Below are 15,785 nucleotides of genomic sequence, written 5' to 3'. Positions count from 1 at the left end.
AATGCGACGGGCCGACGGGGTGTGTCCCCGTCGGCCCGTCCATGAAGGCTGCGCTGGGCGCGGCTCAGGCGTCGACCTTCTCCATGACCTCGTCCGAGACGTCGAAGTTGGCGAAGACGTTCTGCACGTCGTCGCTGTCCTCCAGCGCGTCGATCAGCTTGAAGATCTTGCGCGCGCCTTCCTCGTCCAGCTCGACCTGCATGGTGGGCAGGAAGTTGGCCTCGGCGGAGTCGTAGTCGATGCCGGCCTCCTGGAGCGCGGTGCGGACCGCGACCATGTCGGTGGCCTCGCTGACGACCTCGTACGTGTCACCGAGGTCGTTCACTTCCTCGGCACCCGCGTCGAGCACGGCACCCAGGACGTCGTCCTCGGTCAGCTCGCCCTTGGGGACGATGACGACGCCCTTGCGGTTGAAGAGGTACGAGACCGAACCCGGGTCGGCCATCGAACCCCCGTTGCGGGTCATCGCGACACGCACGTCGGAGGCGGCACGGTTGCGGTTGTCGGTGAGGCACTCGATGAGCACCGCGACACCGTTCGGGCCGTAACCCTCGTACATGATCGTCTGGTAGTCGACGCCGCCCGCTTCGAGACCGCCACCGCGCTTGACCGCGGAGTCGATGTTCTTGTTCGGTACGGAGCTCTTCTTCGCCTTCTGGATCGCGTCCACGAGGGTCGGGTTTCCCTCGGGGTCCACACCTCCGGTGCGGGCGGCGACCTCGATGTTCTTGATCAGCTTCGCGAAGAGCTTGCCGCGCTTGGCGTCAATCACGGCCTTCTTGTGCTTCGTCGTAGCCCATTTAGAGTGGCCGGACATCTGCCTTCTCCTTCGCGTCACCAAAAACGATTCGAACCCGAGAGATCCTACCGGGATCGAGTCAGCCGACTGCGCGCACCATGTCCACGAACAGCGCGTGAACGCGATGGTCTCCGGTCAATTCCGGGTGGAACGACGTAGCCAGGGCGTTTCCCTGACGTACGGCGACGATGTGGCCGCCGTGCTCCGCCACGACCTTGGCCTGCGCGCCGACCGATTCCACCCAGGGGGCGCGGATGAACACGCCCTCCACGGGGCCGCTCTCGATGCCGGCGACCTCGACGGCCGCCTCGAAGGACTCGTTCTGCCGCCCGAAGGCATTGCGGCGCACGATCATGTCGATCCCGCCGACCGTCTCCTGGCCCGAGCGCGGGTCGAGGATCTTGTCGGCGAGCAGAATCATTCCGGCGCAGGTGCCGTAGACGGGCATTCCGTCCCGCACCCGCTCGCGCAGCGGTTCCAGCATGCCGAAGAGGGAAGCCAGCTTGGACATCGTGGTGGACTCGCCACCGGGAATGACCAGGCCGTCGACCTCGGCGAGTTCCTCGGGACGCCGGACCGGCCTGGCCAGGGCATCAGCCGAGGCCAGGGCGATCAGGTGTTCCCGTACGTCGCCCTGGAGAGCCAGGACTCCGATCACAGGGGTGTCGCTCATCAGTGATTACCAGCCACGGTTGGCGTAGCGCTCGGCCTCGGGCAGGGTGTCGCAGTTGATGCCGACCATGGCCTCGCCCAGGTTCCGGGAAGCGTCCGCGATGATCTTCGGGTCGTCGTAGAAGGTGGTGGCCTTCACGATCGCGGCGGCGCGCTTGGCCGGGTCGCCGGACTTGAAGATCCCGGAGCCGACGAAGACGCCCTCGGCGCCGAGCTGGCGCATCAGCGCGGCGTCGGCGGGGGTGGCGACACCGCCCGCGGAGAACAGCACGACGGGCAGCTTGCCGAGCTCCGCAACCTCCTTGACCAGCTCGTACGGGGCGCGGAGCTCCTTGGCGGCGGCGTACAGCTCGTTGTTGTCGTAGCCGCGCAGGCGGGCGATCTCGTTCTTGATCTGGCGCAGGTGGCGGACCGCCTCGACGACGTTCCCGGTGCCGGCCTCGCCCTTCGAGCGGATCATGGCCGCGCCCTCGGCGATCCGGCGCAGCGCCTCGCCCAGGTTGGTGGCACCGCAGACGAACGGGGTGGTGAAGGCGAACTTGTCGCTGTGGTTGACCTCGTCGGCCGGGGTGAGGACCTCGGACTCGTCGATGTAGTCGACTCCGAGGGACTGGAGGACCTGGGCCTCGACGAAGTGGCCGATACGCGACTTCGCCATCACCGGGATGGAGACGGCCTCGATGATCTCCTCGATCATGTTCGGGTCCGACATCCGGGCCACGCCGCCGTCCTTGCGGATGTCGGCCGGCACCCGCTCCAGGGCCATGACGGCCACAGCGCCCGCGTCCTCGGCGATCTTCGCCTGCTCGGCGTCGACGACGTCCATGATCACGCCGCCCTTGAGCTGCTCGGCCATGCCGCGCTTGACGCGCGCGGTGCCGGTGGCCGGGGAGTCGACGGACTGCGGGGTGGTGGGAAGCGTGGACATGGATCGACCTCACTCGGAGAAAAGTTGCTGAAAAGCACTGCTCGGTGCAGTGCTGAGCAAACTCTCCGGGAACAGTCCACTGCAAGGGCCAATGGAAGGCCGGTGGATCGTTTTGCATGCGTACAGGACGAGATGTGGCCCCCGTCACGCGCGCCTGCGGCCGTCCGGTCGGCTGACGGGGCGGTCCGCCAGGGCCACCGGGGGTTCGTCGTCCATCTCGAAGGCCAGCGGGAAAGGGGCGTGACCGGCCAGCCGGAACCACCGCACCTTGCGGTGCCGGCGCAGCGCGCGCGCCGCGCGCACCGCGTCGTTGTGGAACCGCCGGGCCATCGGGACGCGGCGCACGGCGGCGGCGAGCTCGGACGCCGCTTCCTCACCGCCGGGGATCTCCTTCACGGCCTCCACCTGTGCCGTCTCGCCGAAGACCGCCCGCAGCGCGGCACTCAGCTCGCTCTCCGCGACCTCGCGGTGCTCCTCCTCCGCCTGGCGGGCGGCGTGCGCGGCCTCGTACAGGACGATGGACGCGGCCGGGTCGAGGACACCGGAGGTGGCCAGTTCCTGGGTGACCGACGCACGGCGCAGAAGCTGCGCGTCGAGCGCGGCCCGTGCGGCGTCGATGCGGGTGTGCAGCCGGTCCAGCCGTCCGGCGGTCCAGCTGAGGTACATGCCGATCGCGACGACCGCGACAGCGATCCAGATGAGGGTTTCGATCACGGGCGGCAAGGCTACCGTCGAGGCGCGGACGGCGTGACGGTCCGGGCCCGCCCCCGGCCCCTACTCCCGTGCCAGCCCGAACCGCGCGCGCAGGCCCGTGCGTTCGTCGGCCGCCACCGAGGCCGCGCCGTCCGTCACCGTCTCGTACACCGCGAGGATGTCCGCCCCGACCGTCGACCAGTCGAACCGCCGCACATGCGCGGCGCCCCGCTCGCGCAGCTCCGCACGCCGCTCCGGGTCGCCGAGCAGCCGGATCGCCGCCGAGGCCAGCGCGTCCGCGTCCTCGTTGGCGAAGAGTTCGCCCGCCGCACCCTGGTCCAGCACCTGTGCGAAGGCGTCCAGATCGCTGGCGAGGACCGGGGCGCCGGCCGACATGGCCTCGACCAGGATGATCCCGAAGCTCTCGCCGCCCGTGTTGGGAGCGACATACACATCGACACTGCGAAGCAGCCGCGCCTTGTCCTCGTCGCTCACCATGCCGAGGAACTCGACGCGTTCGCGCATCGCCCTGGGCAGCGAGGCGACGGCCTCCTCCTCGTCGCCCCGGCCGGCGACCAGCAGCCTGGTGTCCGGGCGGGCGGCGAGGATCGCGGGCAGCGCCCGCATCAGGACGGGCAGGCCCTTGCGTGGCTCGTCGATGCGCCCGATGAAGCCGATCGTCCCGCCCTCCGGCCTCCCACCACTGCCCTCGACCGTGCTTCGCGCCCCTCCTGATTGCCACTCGGCCCTGGGCTCGGCGGCGGCGAAGAAGCCGACGTCGACCCCGTTCGGGATGACGACCGCGTCGCCGCCCAGGTGCTCGACCAGGGTGCGGCGGGCGTACTCGCTCACCGCGATGCGCGCGCTGATCTTCTCCAGCGCCGGCTGGAGGATCGGGTACGCCGCGATCATGGCCCGGGAGCGCGGGTTGGACGTGTGGAACGTGGCGACGATCGGCCCCTGCGCGGCCCAGCAGGCGAGCAGCCCCAGCGAGGGCGAGGTCGGCTCGTGGATGTGGATGACGTCGAAGGTGCCGTCGTGCAGCCAGCGGCGCACCCGGGCGGCCGAGAGGAAGCCGAAGTTCAGCCGGGCGACGGAGCCGTTGTACGGGACGGGCACGGCACGGCCCGCCGACACCACGTACGGCGGCAGCGGTGTCTCGTCGTCGGCCGGCGCCAGCACCGACACCTGGTGGCCCAGCCGGATCAGGTGCTCGGCCAGGTCGCGGATGTGGAACTGCACACCGCCCGGTACGTCCCAGGAGTACGGGCAGACGATGCCGATCTTCACGTCCTGTCCTCCCGGATCTCCAGATCGGCGAGCCAGAGCCGTTGCAGCATGTGCCAGTCCTCCGGATGGTCGGCGATCCCGACGGCGAAGGCATCGGCCAGCGCCTGTGTCATCGAGGACGTCTTCTCCGTGCGGCTGCCTGACTCGGGCGTCTCGACCGGCGGATGGATACGTGCCTTCATCACGGGCGTCTCGTCGTAGCCGAGCGTCACGGGCAGCAGCAGCGCCCCGGTCTGCTGCGCCAGCAGCGCGGGCCCGGCGGGCATCCGCGCGGTGTCGCCGAAGAATTCCACCTCGACACCGGAGGCGGACAGATCGCGGTCGGCGACCAGACAGATCAGCCCGCCCGCGCGCAGCCGCCGCGCCAGGGTGCCGAAGGCCGCGCCGCCGCTGTGCGGCAGGACCTCCATGCCGAGCCCCTCGCGGTAGGCCACGAACCGGTCGTACAGCGTCTCGGGCTTGAGCCGCTCGGCGACCGTGGTGAAGGGCACCTTGAGATCGGTGGTGACCCAGGCTCCCGCCAGGTCCCAGTTCCCCAGGTGCGGCAGGGCGAGGATGACACCGCGGCCGGTGTCGAGGCCGTCGGTCAGCCGGTGCGCGTCGGCCACCTCTATGGACGCCTTGATCCGCGCCGGGCTCCAGGTGGGCAGCCGGAACGACTCCATCCAGTAGCGCATGTACGAGCGCATCCCGGCCTTGGAGAGCTCGGCCAGCCGGGCCGGTGACGCTCCGGGTACGACCCGTGCCAGATTCGACTCCAGCCGCAGCACGCTCTTGCCGCGCCGCTTCCACACCTGGTCGGCGATGGTGCGGAAGAGCGCTCGGGCGACCGGTTCGGGGAGCTTCTTGACGGCGGTCCAGCCGAGTCCGTACAGCCCGTCGGTCAGCCGGTCCCGCAGGCCGGTCCGCGCCTCCCCGGGGTCGTCGCTCACTGTGCGGTCCCGCTCCCCGGGCGGGCAGCGGCGGCCTCGGCCGCGTCGGCCTCCGCGGACTCGCGGCGCACGGTCACGACCCGCTGCACGAGCGTGATCAGGCTGCCCACGGCGACGATCCACAGCGCGATCGGCAACAGGATCTGGATCCCGGGGACACCGAACTTGTGCAGGCCGGCCAATCCGGCCGCGACCAGCGAGATCACCAGGCGCTCGGCGCGCTCCACGAGACCGTTGACCGCGACCGGCAGCCCGATCGACTCGCCGCGCGCCTTCGTGTACGAGACCACCTGACCGCTGGCCAGACAGAAGATCGCGACGGCGCAGAGCGCATTGTCGTCGCCCTTGCCCGCGTACCAGAGCGCGAACCCTCCGAAGATCGCCCCGTCGGCGACCCGGTCCAGGGTCGAGTCCAGGAACGCGCCCCAGCGGCTGGAGATACCGGCCTGCCGGGCCATGTTGCCGTCGACGAGGTCGGAGAAGACGAAGATCGTGATGACGATCGTGCCCCAGAAGAACTCCCCCATCGGGAAGAAGACCAGCGCACCTGCCATCACCCCGGCCGTACCGATCAGAGTGACCGCGTCAGGGCTCACACCGAGACGGAGCAACAGCGCGGCGAACGGTGTGAGGACACGCGTAAAAAATGCACGCGCGTACTTGTTCAGCATGGCCTTCCCGAGGGTCGGTGGGCCGAGCGGCCCCATCGGCCACCGGCTGGCCCATCGTAGTCACGCCCGCCGGACTCCACCGTCCGGGCACCCGGCCTCGCGCGGCGGCGTGCCATGTATGGACGCGGCCTGGCCCGAGTGGAAAGCTCGAATTACCGCGGGCGTCGCCGTAGCCGCCGCGGCGGCTCCCCGGTGCCCGTGCATCACTCCCCACATCGCGTCGGTATCTCCTCAGCTCCGCGCCACTACCTGGGAGGCACGCATCATGGGCGACAAGGCACACGCACACACCGGGGCCGCCGGCAGGGCAGCGACGGCCGACCGGCCCTCATCCGTACGGAATGTGGTGCTGGTCGGCCACAGCGGCTCCGGAAAGACCACGCTCGTCGAGGCCCTCGCACTGACCGCGGGTGCGATCAACCGGGCCGGCCGGGTCGAGGACGGCGCGACCGTCTCCGACTACGACGAGATCGAGCACCGCCAGCAGCGTTCCGTACAGCTCTCCCTGGTCCCCGTCGAATGGGACGGGTACCGGATCAATCTGCTGGACACCCCCGGATACGCCGATTTCGTCGGGGAACTCAGGGCCGGTCTGCGGGCCGCGGACGCGGCCCTGTTCGTCGTGTCCGCGGCCCAGGAGGCCGACGCGGTGGCGGGCGCCACCCGCGCCGTGTGGGAGGAGTGCGCGGCCGTCGGCATGCCGCGCGCCATCGTCGTCACCCACCTGGACACGGCACGCACCTCGTTCGACGAGATGACCCGGATCTGCGGCGAGATCTTCGGCGGCGACGACCCCGACGCCGTGCTCCCTCTCTACCTGCCCGTCCTCGGCCCCGAGGGCGCCGACGGACACGCCCCGCTCACCGGGCTCACCGGCCTCCTCACCCAGCGGATCTTCGACTACTCCTCGGGCGAGCGGCAGGAGAACCCGCCCGCGGAGACCCAGCGGGCGACGCTCCAGGAGGCCCGCAACCGGCTCATCGAGGGGATCATCGCCGAGAGCGAGGACGAGACCCTGATGGACCGCTACCTCGGCGGCGCCGAGGTCGATATCAAGACACTCGTCGACGATCTTGAGCGCGCCGTCGCCCGGGGCACCTTCCACCCGGTCCTCACCGCGTCCCCCGCCGCCGCGGGTGCCCGCCAGGGCATCGGCACGGTGGAGCTGCTGGACCTGATCACCGGCGGCTTCCCGACCCCGCTGGAGCGCCCGCTCCCCGGCGTCACCCCCCTGCACGGGACGTCGCGACCGGTCCTGACCTGCGACCCGGAGGGCCCGCTCGTCGCCGAGGTGGTCAAGACGGCTTCCGACCCGTACGTCGGCCGGGTCTCGCTCGTGCGCGTCTTCTCCGGCACCCTGCGTCCCGACGAGACCGTCCATGTGTTCGGCCACGGCCTCACCGACCCCGGCCACGAGACCCGCCCCTTCCACGAGGCCGAGGTACGTGTCGGCGCGCTCTCCTCCCCCTTCGGCAAGCAGCAGCGTCCCCTCACCGCGTGCATCGCGGGAGATCTGGCCTGCGTCGCCAAGCTGGGCAGCGCCGAGACCGGGGACACCCTGTCCGACCGGGACCGACCACTGCTGATGGACCCCTGGACCACCCCGGACCCGCTGCTGCCGCTCGCCATCGAGGCACACAGCAAGGCGGACGAGGACAAGCTCTCCCAGGGACTCTCCCGGCTGGTCGCCGAGGACCCGACCATGCGCCTCGAACAGAATCAGGACACCCACCAGGTGGTCCTGTGGTGTCTCGGCGAGGCCCACCAGGACGTGGCACTGGACCGGCTGCGCAGCCGCTACGGCGTCCAGGTCGACGCCGTACCGCACAAGGTGTCGCTCCGCGAGACCTTCGCCGCGCCGTCCACCGGGCGCGGCCGGCATGTGAAACAGTCCGGCGGCCACGGCCAGTACGCCATCTGCGAGATCGACGTGGAGCCGCTGCCTCCGGGCTCGGGCATCGAATTCGTCGACAAGGTGGTCGGCGGAGCGGTACCCCGCCAGTTCATCCCGTCCGTCGAGAAGGGCGTGCGCACCCAGGCCGCCCGCGGGGTCGCGGCCGGCCACCCGCTCGTCGACGTACGCATCACCCTGCGGGACGGCAAGTCCCACTCGGTGGACTCCTCCGACGCCGCGTTCCAGACCGCAGGCGCGCTGGCCCTGCGCGAAGCCGCCGCGGACACCCGCATCCAGCTCCTCGAACCCGTCGCCGAGATCCAGGTCCTGGTCCCCGACGACTATGTCGGGCCGGTGATGAGCGATCTGTCCGGGCGGCGCGGCAAAGTGATCGGAACCGAGCAGTCCGGCCCCGGCCGGACCCTCGTACGGGCCGAGGTACCAGAACTGGAGATCGGCAGATACGCGGTCGACCTGCGCTCCCTCTCCCATGGCGCCGGTCGCTTCGACCGGGCGTACGCCCGGCACGAAGCCATGCCCCCGCAGCTCGCCGAGCGCCTCCGGGAGCAGCAGGAGAACAATCCCAACGACTCATGACCAGCCATGCCGCCCGCCTTTGTCCACAGGGGCGGGCGGCGCAGCGATCCGGACGATACGCTTTGGTCCCAGCTCAGAAGGTGTGCCGGGCACGGCAGTTGGGAAACAGCCGCAGGAGCAGTTCCTCGGCGGTGAGTGGGGGCGACAGTGGCCAGCGACGGATTCGATTTCTCTCCCGGAGCGCAGATCCCGCTCCAGGGTTCGGGCGGACAGGCGGTGGCGACGAACGCCCTCGCCTCCGCCGCGTACCGGGACAGCCCGGTGGAGAAAATCCTTGACGCCAACAGCGAGTGGCACAAGTCCGAAGTCAAGGTGGGCCGTTCCAAGCTCTTCAAGTCCGACTACTTCAAGCCCAATCTCGGCGAGGCGTTCTCCCGCGCCGTCCAGGAACGCATGCTGGGCGGCGCCCGGAAGGCGCTCATCCAGTCGTTCGGGACCGATCCGCAGACGGTCGTCGAGCACTGCCTGTCCGCGAGCCGTCTCCGCAAGAGCCGCGACACCAAACTCACCGCCGTCACCGCCCTGTTCGGCTTCCTCTTCCTGCCCGGCATGATCCTGTGGGTCCTCGCGTTCCGCCTGCGCGACTTCCTCGGCAAGACCAAGGACAAGGCGCTCTCCACCCTGGGCAGCGCGCTGCTCCCGATCATCGGCATCGTGGCGCTGATCTTCCTGGTCAAGCTGCCGCTCAACGGATTCCTGGCGCTCTACGTCCGCCTGATGATCATCGCCCCCGTCGTCGGCTGGCTCATCGCCAAACGGATCGCCGAGTCCTCCGCCAAGGACATGCGCGCCCGCTGGGAGGGGCTGCTCTCCGGCGGCGGTGTCATCGCCAAGATCCCCGAGGCCGTGCCGAAGAACCCCAACGAGACCTCCCGCGAGGCGCTCCGCCAGGGCCTGGAGAAGCTCTCCGCCGAGCAGCAGTCCAACTCGGTCTTCTACGCGGGCCCCAAGGGCATCCTCGGCATGGGCACCCGCTGGGGCAGCTGGCAGCTCGCCGAGGAGCTCGTCCCCAAGGAGCCCGGCAAGGAATTCCACCAGTTCCGCAGCTGGGACCTGATACGGGCCATCCACGACCAGCTCAAGGTGCTGGAGCGCGGCCCGCTGAACACCGGGGGGTTCCCCACCCCGGCGGTCACCCACTGGATCGTGTCCCCCGTCGGGGAGAACGCCGACTCGGTCTCCCGCCCCGACGGCGAGGACGTCGCCACCTTCCAGGTCAAACCGCACGAGATACAGCGGATCTGCAACCACCAGCAGTTCGGCAGCGGTGACCGGCACTATCTGGGCGTCCAGTTCACCCTCTGGGAAGGCCAGTTGATCATCACGATGATGATCACGGTGACGGTGCTCCACGAAACCCTGCGCATCGAAGTCACCGGGCACGCGCTCGGTCCGGTGCACTCGCTCTTCACCAGCAAGCCCGCGGCCAAGACCAAGACGGTCAACAAGACCGTCCGGTTCTGGGAGACCCGCGACATAACCCTTCCGCTGGTCGAATCCAGCGAGGTCGTCCGCCTCGCCCTGCGCGCCCCGTTCACCTGGTACCCGCCGCTCCTGGACTACCTGGGCGGCAAGATCGCCCTGCCCGAGCCGTTCGGCCTGCGGCACGCCTGGGCCGAGAAGCCCTGGCGCCACCGCTTCATGGCGGACGACGCGATGCGCGCGGCGACGCCCGTCCTACGCGCCGTCCACAGCGCCGCCCTGCGCGTCCTCCGGGAGAACGGCGTCGACATCGAGCGCTTCGACAACCGCTCGATGATACTGAGCGGCCTGGTACAGGACCCGACCCCGCGCAAGGCCGACCTGTACGACGCGTAGACGGACACGGACGGACGGAGGCCGCCCCGGCAGATGACGGATGCCGGGGCGGCCCGCCCGGAAGCGGCAGCCTGGATCAGCCGACCGGCCAGGCGTCGGCCAGCATCTTGCGCGTATCGGCGAGCAGCTGCGGCAGCACCTTCGTGTGCCCGACCACCGGCATGAAGTTCGTGTCGCCGCCCCAGCGCGGCACCAGGTGCTGGTGCAGATGGGCGGCGATGCCGGCCCCCGCCACCGAACCCTGGTTCATGCCGATGTTGAATCCGTGCGCCCCAGAGGCGGTCCGCAGAGCCACCATCGCCCGCTTGGTGAAATCGGCCAGCTCCATCGTCTCCGGGCCGTCCAGCTCCGTGTAGTCGGCGACATGCCGGTACGGCACCACCATCAGATGGCCGCCGTTGTACGGATACAGATTCAGCACGGCATAGACATGCTTGCCACGCGCGACGACGAGCCCGTCCTCGTCCGAATTCGACGGGATCCCGCAGAACGGACAGCCGTCGCCGGCCTCCGGACCGGTCGGCTTGTTCTCACCCTGGATGTACGCCATCCGGTGGGGCGTCCACAGGCGCTGGAACGCGTCGGGCGTCCCCACTCCGATCTGCTGCTCCGGCTCACTCGTCATGACGATCAGCATATTGCTTCACTCCCGGGGTGCGTGTCGCCGGGGCCGCACCCGTCGGCGTACGGCGATGCTGAGGCGATGAGCGACCAGTCCGCCGACTCCGCCCCCGTTCGCTTCCGGCGCTGGGAGCAACGCACGGAAGTGCCGCTCTTCGGCGCCTCGCTGCTCTTCCTGCTCGGCTACGCGGTCCGCGTCCTCGCCCCCGAGGACGCCGGCACCTGGCGGGACCTGGCCCTCGCCCTGGTCGGCGCCACCTGGCTGGTCTTCGCGGCGGACTACGTCGTACGGCTCCGGCTCAGCGGCCTCGGCCACCGCTTCGTCCGGGTGCACTGGCTGGACACGGTGGTGCTGCTGCTTCCGCTGCTGCGGCCGCTGCGCCTGCTCCGGGTCTACACCGCGGTCCAGCGGCGCCGGGAGCGACCGCGGCTGAGTCTGTACGCCCGCGTGATCGCCTATGCCGGGGCGACCGCCCTGCTGCTCGGCTTCTCCGCCGCGCTCGCCGTCTACCACCAGGAACACATGGTCCCGGACGCCTCGATCCGTACCTTCGGTGACGCGGTGTGGTGGGCGTGCGCGACGCTCACCACGGTGGGGTACGGGGACGCGGTGCCGGTCACGCCGGGCGGCCGGGTGGTCGCCGCGGGCCTGATGGTCTGCGGGCTGGGGCTGCTGGGGGCGGTGACGGGCTCGTTCTCGTCGTGGCTGCTGCAGGTGTTCACCCGGGAGGACGAGAAGAGGCCCCCGGAGGGCGGGTAGCTCTCCGGGGGCCTCTTCTCACGTGCCCGTCAGACCGTCAGACCTGGACGCGGTCCTCGACGACCTTCTGGATCTTGGCGATGGCGTCCTCGACCGGGATGCCGTTCTCCTGCGATCCGTCGCGGTAGCGGAAGGAGACGGCGCCGTTGGCCATGTCCTCATCACCCGCGATGATCATGAAGGGCACCTTGGCCTTCTGCTGGTTCCTGATCTTCTTCTGCATCCGGTCCGAGGAGGCGTCCACCTCGACCCGCAACCCCTTCTTCCGGGCCTTGGCCGCGAACTCCTGGAGGTACGGGATGTGCGCGTCGCCGATCGGGATGCCGACCGCCTGGACCGGCGCCAGCCACACCGGGAACGCACCCGCGTAGTGCTCCAGGAGCACCGCGAAGAAGCGCTCGATGGAGCCGAACAGGGCGCGGTGGATCATGACCGGGCGCTGCTTGGTGCCGTCCGGGCCGGTGTACTCCAGGTCGAAGCGCTCCGGGAGGTTGAAGTCGAGCTGCACGGTCGACATCTGCCAGGTGCGGCCGATGGCGTCCTTGCACTGCACCGAGATCTTCGGGCCGTAGAACGCGGCGCCGCCCGGGTCCGGGACCAGCGGCAGGCCCTGCTTCTCGGCGACCTGGCGCAGCGTCTCGGTGGCCTCTTCCCAGATCTCGTCGGAGCCGACGAACTTCTCCGGGTCCTTGGTGGAGAGCTCCAGGTAGAAGTCGGTCAGACCGTAGTCGCGGAGCAGGTTCAGGACGAAGGTGAGCGTACGGTCGAGCTCCTCCGCCATCTGCTCCTTGGTGCAGTAGATGTGCGCGTCGTCCTGCGTGAAGCCGCGCGAGCGGGTCAGGCCGTGCACCACGCCGGACTTCTCGTACCGGTACACCGTGCCGAACTCGAAGAGGCGCAGCGGCAGTTCACGGTAGGAGCGTCCGCGCGCGTCGAAGATCAGGTTGTGCATCGGGCAGTTCATCGGCTTGAGGTAGTAGTCCACCCCGTCGTCGAGCTGCATGGGCGGGTACATGCCGTCGGCGTACCAGTCCAGGTGGCCGGACTTCTCGAAGAGCTTGCCCTTGGTGGCGTGCGGGGAGTAGACGAACTCGTAGCCCTCCTCCTCGTGGCGCCGGCGCGAGTAGTCCTCCATGGCGCGGCGGATGATGCCGCCCTTGGGGTGGAAGACCGCGAGACCGGGGCCGATCTCGTCCGGGAAGGAGAAGAGGTCCAGCTCGTTTCCGAGCTTGCGGTGGTCGCGCTTGGCGGCCTCCTCCAGGAACTCCAGGTGCGCCTTCAGCTCGTCCTTGGTGGGCCAGGCGGTGCCGTAGATGCGCTGGAGCATCGGGTTCTTCTCGCTGCCCCGCCAGTACGCCGCGGCGTTGCGCATCAGCTTGAACGCCGGGATGAACCGGGTGGTCGGCAGGTGCGGGCCCCGGCAGAGGTCCTTCCAGCACAGGTCGCCGGTCTTCGGGTCGAGGTTGTCGTAGATGGTCAGCTCGCCGCCGCCCACCTCGACGTCCGCGCCGTCGTCCGTGGACGCGGAGCCCTTGATGCCGATGAGCTCCAGCTTGTACGGCTCGTCGGCCAGCTCCTCGCGGGCGGCCTCGTCCGTCACGACCCGGCGGGAGAACTTCTGCCCCCGCTTCTGGATCTCCTGCATCTTCTTCTCGATGGCCTTGAGGTCCTCGGGAGTGAACGGCTTCTCGACGTCGAAGTCGTAGTAGAAGCCGTCCTTGACCGGCGGACCGATGCCCAGCTTGGCCTCGGGGAAGAGCTGCTGCACGGCCTGCGCCATCACGTGCGCGGTGGAGTGCCGCAGGATGTTCAGGCCGTCCTCGGAGGAGATCTCGACGGGCTCGACGACCTCGCCGTCGGCGACGACGTACGCGAGGTCCTTCAGCTCACCGGCGACCCGGGCGGCGACGACGGTGCGCTCACCGGGGAAGAGCTCGGCTGCCGTAGTGCCCGTCGTCACCACGCGCTCTTCCCGCTCGGAATCGCGTTGGATGATCACACGGACGTCTGACACCGGTCTCTCCTGACTCAGGGGGCGCACCCACATTCCTGTGGTGGGCACAATGGGAATCGTACCGAGCCGACGCACCCCTTAGCGAAAGGGCCGGTCCCGGCGGCCTCCGCCCCGCTACTCGCCCGTGCACGCCTCCTCGAACTGGTCGACGTTCTCCTGGAGGGACTTCATCAGCCGGTCCCGCTCCGCCTCGTCGACCTGTACGGGCACGACGTGCGAGGTCCGGGTCAGCCGCCGGAAGCCGCCACGGCTCTCCAGCCTGCCCTCCACCCGGATCGGCAGCCCCACCAGGTGGGCGTGGCCGGCGATCCGGTACGCCTCCTCGTCCAGCTCCAGCCGTACGTGCGACACCTCGGCGCCGGCCAGCACCCGCAGCCGCACGATCCCGGCGCCGCGCGGTGCCGGGCGGCGCATGCGGACGACGGCGCCGGTGATCCGTACCGTCACGGCCGGCTCGTCCCGGAGGTAGCGGGCGCCCGCCCGGCGCAGTGCGGGCAGGTCGCCCGGTGAGAATTCCACCGGCTCGGGACGGGCCGGGCAGCCCTCGGGGGGACCGGCGGCGGGCGCCCACTCCAGGGCGATCCCCGCCCCTTCCGAGCCCCGGACGAGTGCGACGACGGCCTCGGTCAGTTCCCGGCTGACGCCGGCCTCGACGGCCGTGTCGAAGGCTTCGAAACCGCCGGTGGCCCGCTGATAGTCCACGGCCTCGCGGGTGGCGTGCAGGGCCTGGTAGAGCCGTACGGCGACGGCGCGGCCCGGTTCGACCGGCACGAACGCGGCAAGCTCACGGCCGCCGGGAGCGGGTCCGACGAGGATGTCTTCGAGCGCCGCACGGGCCCTGCGCCGGTGGCGGGCGCCGTGGTAGCCGGTGTTTCCGCGTACGGCGAGGGCTCCGGCGAGCAGTGTCTGCCGGGCGGCGGTGTGCAGGTGCTCCGCCCCCGTCCAGCCGGCCGCGCCCACCGCTCCCGCGACCGGTTCGGGGACCTCGCGCCACCAGCGGATCTCGTCGCTGGGTACGGCGAGGGAGATCAGGACCTCGCGGGCGGAGGGTGCGGCGCTGCGGGCGAGCGCGGTCAGTGCCTCGCCGAGGAGGTCCTCGCTGTCGGGAAAGGCGGTGGTGTCGGGGACCAGGAGGCTCGTCCCGCCCCCGGGCGGGCCCGGTGGCCCCGGTGGGGTCCAGCGGCTGTAGCGCCCGGCAGCCCCGCCTCGGCGCTGCCAGCCGTGCCGGCCGAGCAGGGTGCCGAGGACGGCGGGGTCGACGCGGGCGGGGTCGGGGTTGTCCCCGGGCGGCCGGGGAGTGCCGGGCCACGGTCCCGCGGATTCGGCGGGGTGCGGGCGGGTGGCCGGCGGGATCGCTCCGTCGGTGTACTCGTCCATCGGCCGGTGCATCAGGGTCTCCCTCCCGCCCCTACGCGGGTCATGATCTCGCAGAGTGCCCGGTCGTCGAAGATGCGCGAGGTCGGGATCCGCACGGTGGTCCGGTGCCGGCCCGTCACCGCGTGGCCGGCCAAGTTGGTCCAGTAGCAGCAGTGCCGCAGGTCGAGCCGGTCGTGTCCGGCGCGGAGCCAGTCGTCCTGGCTCCGCGGCACGATCATCACGACGAGGATCTTGTGCACCGACACGGGGGTCCGGGCGAGCTTCACGAGGTGGGCGTTGTCGAGTGTGAAGGCGAACGTCGGTCCCGGTGGGTGCGGCGGGATCTGATAAGTGCATTTGAGCTGCACCTTTATGGTCACTTCGTCGTCCACGGCATGGCCGGGGGCGCCGTGGCTGACGTGCCAGTCGATGCCGTTGTCGGGGAAGGGCTGCGACAGGGAGCACCCCGCCGCGGCCGCGACCGCGTGCAGATAGCCCACCTGGAGGGTCTCCATGCAGGCGGTGGTTGCGAGTGTGCCGCGCAGCGGTTCGATCCGCTGGGACAGCAGCCCGCTCGGTTCGGGCTGCGCGAGCGCCATGGCTGCGTGTGCCTTCCGGGCTGTGCCGATCGGTTCTCCGGTGCGGGGGTGACGGACAACTTCCGTTCCCCCCACCTGTGTTGTCACCGCACACGGCGGCCCGCAAACGGCGTATCAGGCAAAGGGCGCGGGTATCACCGA

The 15,785-nt window shown here is 70.2% G+C and carries 14 protein-coding genes; 3 read left to right on the top strand and 11 right to left on the bottom strand.

Going from position 1 to position 15,785, the window contains the following annotated elements; translation table 11 throughout:
• Window positions 1–64 precede the first annotated feature (64 nt).
• The 7 genes from OG520_RS32950 to pgsA form a co-directional block, all read right to left on the bottom strand.
• Entirely contained in the window at window positions 65–817 is a 753-nt protein-coding gene (locus OG520_RS32950; protein WP_072484508.1) for a YebC/PmpR family DNA-binding transcriptional regulator, read from the bottom strand.
• A 61-nt stretch (window positions 818–878) separates the two neighbouring features.
• Window positions 879–1,472, bottom strand: coding sequence for a pyridoxal 5'-phosphate synthase glutaminase subunit PdxT (gene pdxT, locus OG520_RS32945; RefSeq protein WP_266421899.1), 594 nt, complete (start codon window positions 1,470–1,472; stop codon window positions 879–881).
• Window positions 1,473–1,478: 6 nt separating this feature from the next.
• The gene (pdxS, locus tag OG520_RS32940) at window positions 1,479–2,399 is read right to left on the bottom strand and encodes a pyridoxal 5'-phosphate synthase lyase subunit PdxS (protein WP_406015534.1); all 921 of its coding nucleotides are present in this window, start codon (window positions 2,397–2,399) and stop codon (window positions 1,479–1,481) included.
• Window positions 2,400–2,543: 144 nt separating this feature from the next.
• Entirely contained in the window at window positions 2,544–3,113 is a 570-nt protein-coding gene (locus OG520_RS32935) for a hypothetical protein (protein WP_399332399.1), read from the bottom strand.
• A gap of 60 nt (window positions 3,114–3,173) precedes the next feature.
• Window positions 3,174–4,382, bottom strand: a complete 1,209-nt coding sequence (locus OG520_RS32930) for a glycosyltransferase family 4 protein (protein WP_399332400.1) — start codon at window positions 4,380–4,382, stop codon at window positions 3,174–3,176.
• The gene (locus OG520_RS32925) at window positions 4,379–5,314 is read right to left on the bottom strand and encodes a phosphatidylinositol mannoside acyltransferase (RefSeq protein ID WP_406015533.1); all 936 of its coding nucleotides are present in this window, start codon (window positions 5,312–5,314) and stop codon (window positions 4,379–4,381) included. The genes OG520_RS32930 and OG520_RS32925 overlap by 4 nt, the downstream gene beginning before the upstream one ends.
• On the bottom strand, window positions 5,311–5,985 hold the full coding sequence (gene pgsA / locus OG520_RS32920) for a phosphatidylinositol phosphate synthase (RefSeq protein WP_406015532.1): 675 nt from the start codon (window positions 5,983–5,985) through the stop codon (window positions 5,311–5,313). The genes OG520_RS32925 and pgsA overlap by 4 nt, the downstream gene beginning before the upstream one ends.
• Window positions 5,986–6,250: 265 nt before the next feature.
• On the opposite strand from pgsA, the gene OG520_RS32915 reads away from it, so the two are divergent.
• Both OG520_RS32915 and OG520_RS32910 read left to right on the top strand, forming a co-directional pair.
• Window positions 6,251–8,476: an elongation factor G-like protein EF-G2 gene (locus OG520_RS32915; protein WP_406015531.1), complete on the top strand. Its 2,226-nt coding sequence runs from the start codon at window positions 6,251–6,253 to the stop codon at window positions 8,474–8,476.
• A gap of 147 nt (window positions 8,477–8,623) precedes the next feature.
• Complete coding sequence (locus OG520_RS32910; RefSeq protein ID WP_406015530.1) at window positions 8,624–10,294, top strand: hypothetical protein; 1,671 nt, start codon at window positions 8,624–8,626, stop codon at window positions 10,292–10,294.
• 76 nt (window positions 10,295–10,370) lie between these two features.
• Here the strand turns inward: OG520_RS32910 and OG520_RS32905 are convergent, their stop codons facing one another.
• Complete coding sequence (locus OG520_RS32905; protein ID WP_406015529.1) at window positions 10,371–10,931, bottom strand: HIT family protein; 561 nt, start codon at window positions 10,929–10,931, stop codon at window positions 10,371–10,373.
• A 66-nt stretch (window positions 10,932–10,997) separates the two neighbouring features.
• Between OG520_RS32905 and OG520_RS32900 the strand changes: the two genes are divergently transcribed.
• Complete coding sequence (locus OG520_RS32900; protein WP_399332408.1) at window positions 10,998–11,675, top strand: potassium channel family protein; 678 nt, start codon at window positions 10,998–11,000, stop codon at window positions 11,673–11,675.
• Window positions 11,676–11,712: 37 nt separating this feature from the next.
• On the opposite strand, the gene thrS is transcribed toward OG520_RS32900, so the two are convergent.
• From thrS to OG520_RS32885, 3 genes are all read right to left on the bottom strand, one after another.
• Complete coding sequence (gene thrS / locus OG520_RS32895) at window positions 11,713–13,689, bottom strand: threonine--tRNA ligase (RefSeq protein WP_399332410.1); 1,977 nt, start codon at window positions 13,687–13,689, stop codon at window positions 11,713–11,715.
• A 114-nt stretch (window positions 13,690–13,803) separates the two neighbouring features.
• Window positions 13,804–15,078 carry a hypothetical protein gene (locus OG520_RS32890; RefSeq protein WP_406015528.1) on the bottom strand — a complete coding sequence of 425 codons (1,275 nt, stop codon included), beginning with the start codon at window positions 15,076–15,078 and terminating at the stop codon, window positions 13,804–13,806.
• On the bottom strand, window positions 15,078–15,644 hold the full coding sequence (locus OG520_RS32885; protein WP_266421872.1) for a DUF4365 domain-containing protein: 567 nt from the start codon (window positions 15,642–15,644) through the stop codon (window positions 15,078–15,080). Before OG520_RS32885 ends, OG520_RS32890 begins: the two co-directional genes overlap by 1 nt.
• Window positions 15,645–15,785: the final 141 nt, after the last annotated feature.

Origin of the sequence: Streptomyces sp. NBC_00984, assembly GCF_045162475.1 — a bacterium.
In the GTDB taxonomy this organism is placed as follows: domain Bacteria; phylum Actinomycetota; class Actinomycetes; order Streptomycetales; family Streptomycetaceae; genus Streptomyces.
Note: the sequence above shows the minus strand (reverse complement) of the source record. Positions and strands in the feature narration are given on the sequence as shown.

Excerpts from the sequence above, each read along its gene's own strand:
- OG520_RS32950 (WP_072484508.1), bottom strand. The coding sequence starts at position 817 with ATGTCCGGCCACTCTAAATGGGCTACGACGAAGCACAAGAAGGCCGTG.
- pdxT (WP_266421899.1), bottom strand. The coding sequence starts at position 1,472 with ATGAGCGACACCCCTGTGATCGGAGTCCTGGCTCTCCAGGGCGACGTA.
- pdxS (WP_406015534.1), bottom strand. The coding sequence starts at position 2,399 with ATGTCCACGCTTCCCACCACCCCGCAGTCCGTCGACTCCCCGGCCACC.
- pgsA (WP_406015532.1), bottom strand. The coding sequence starts at position 5,985 with ATGCTGAACAAGTACGCGCGTGCATTTTTTACGCGTGTCCTCACACCG.
- OG520_RS32915 (WP_406015531.1), top strand. The coding sequence starts at position 6,251 with ATGGGCGACAAGGCACACGCACACACCGGGGCCGCCGGCAGGGCAGCG.
- OG520_RS32905 (WP_406015529.1), bottom strand. The coding sequence starts at position 10,931 with ATGCTGATCGTCATGACGAGTGAGCCGGAGCAGCAGATCGGAGTGGGG.
- OG520_RS32900 (WP_399332408.1), top strand. The coding sequence starts at position 10,998 with ATGAGCGACCAGTCCGCCGACTCCGCCCCCGTTCGCTTCCGGCGCTGG.
- OG520_RS32890 (WP_406015528.1), bottom strand. The coding sequence starts at position 15,078 with ATGCACCGGCCGATGGACGAGTACACCGACGGAGCGATCCCGCCGGCC.
- OG520_RS32885 (WP_266421872.1), bottom strand. The coding sequence starts at position 15,644 with ATGGCGCTCGCGCAGCCCGAACCGAGCGGGCTGCTGTCCCAGCGGATC.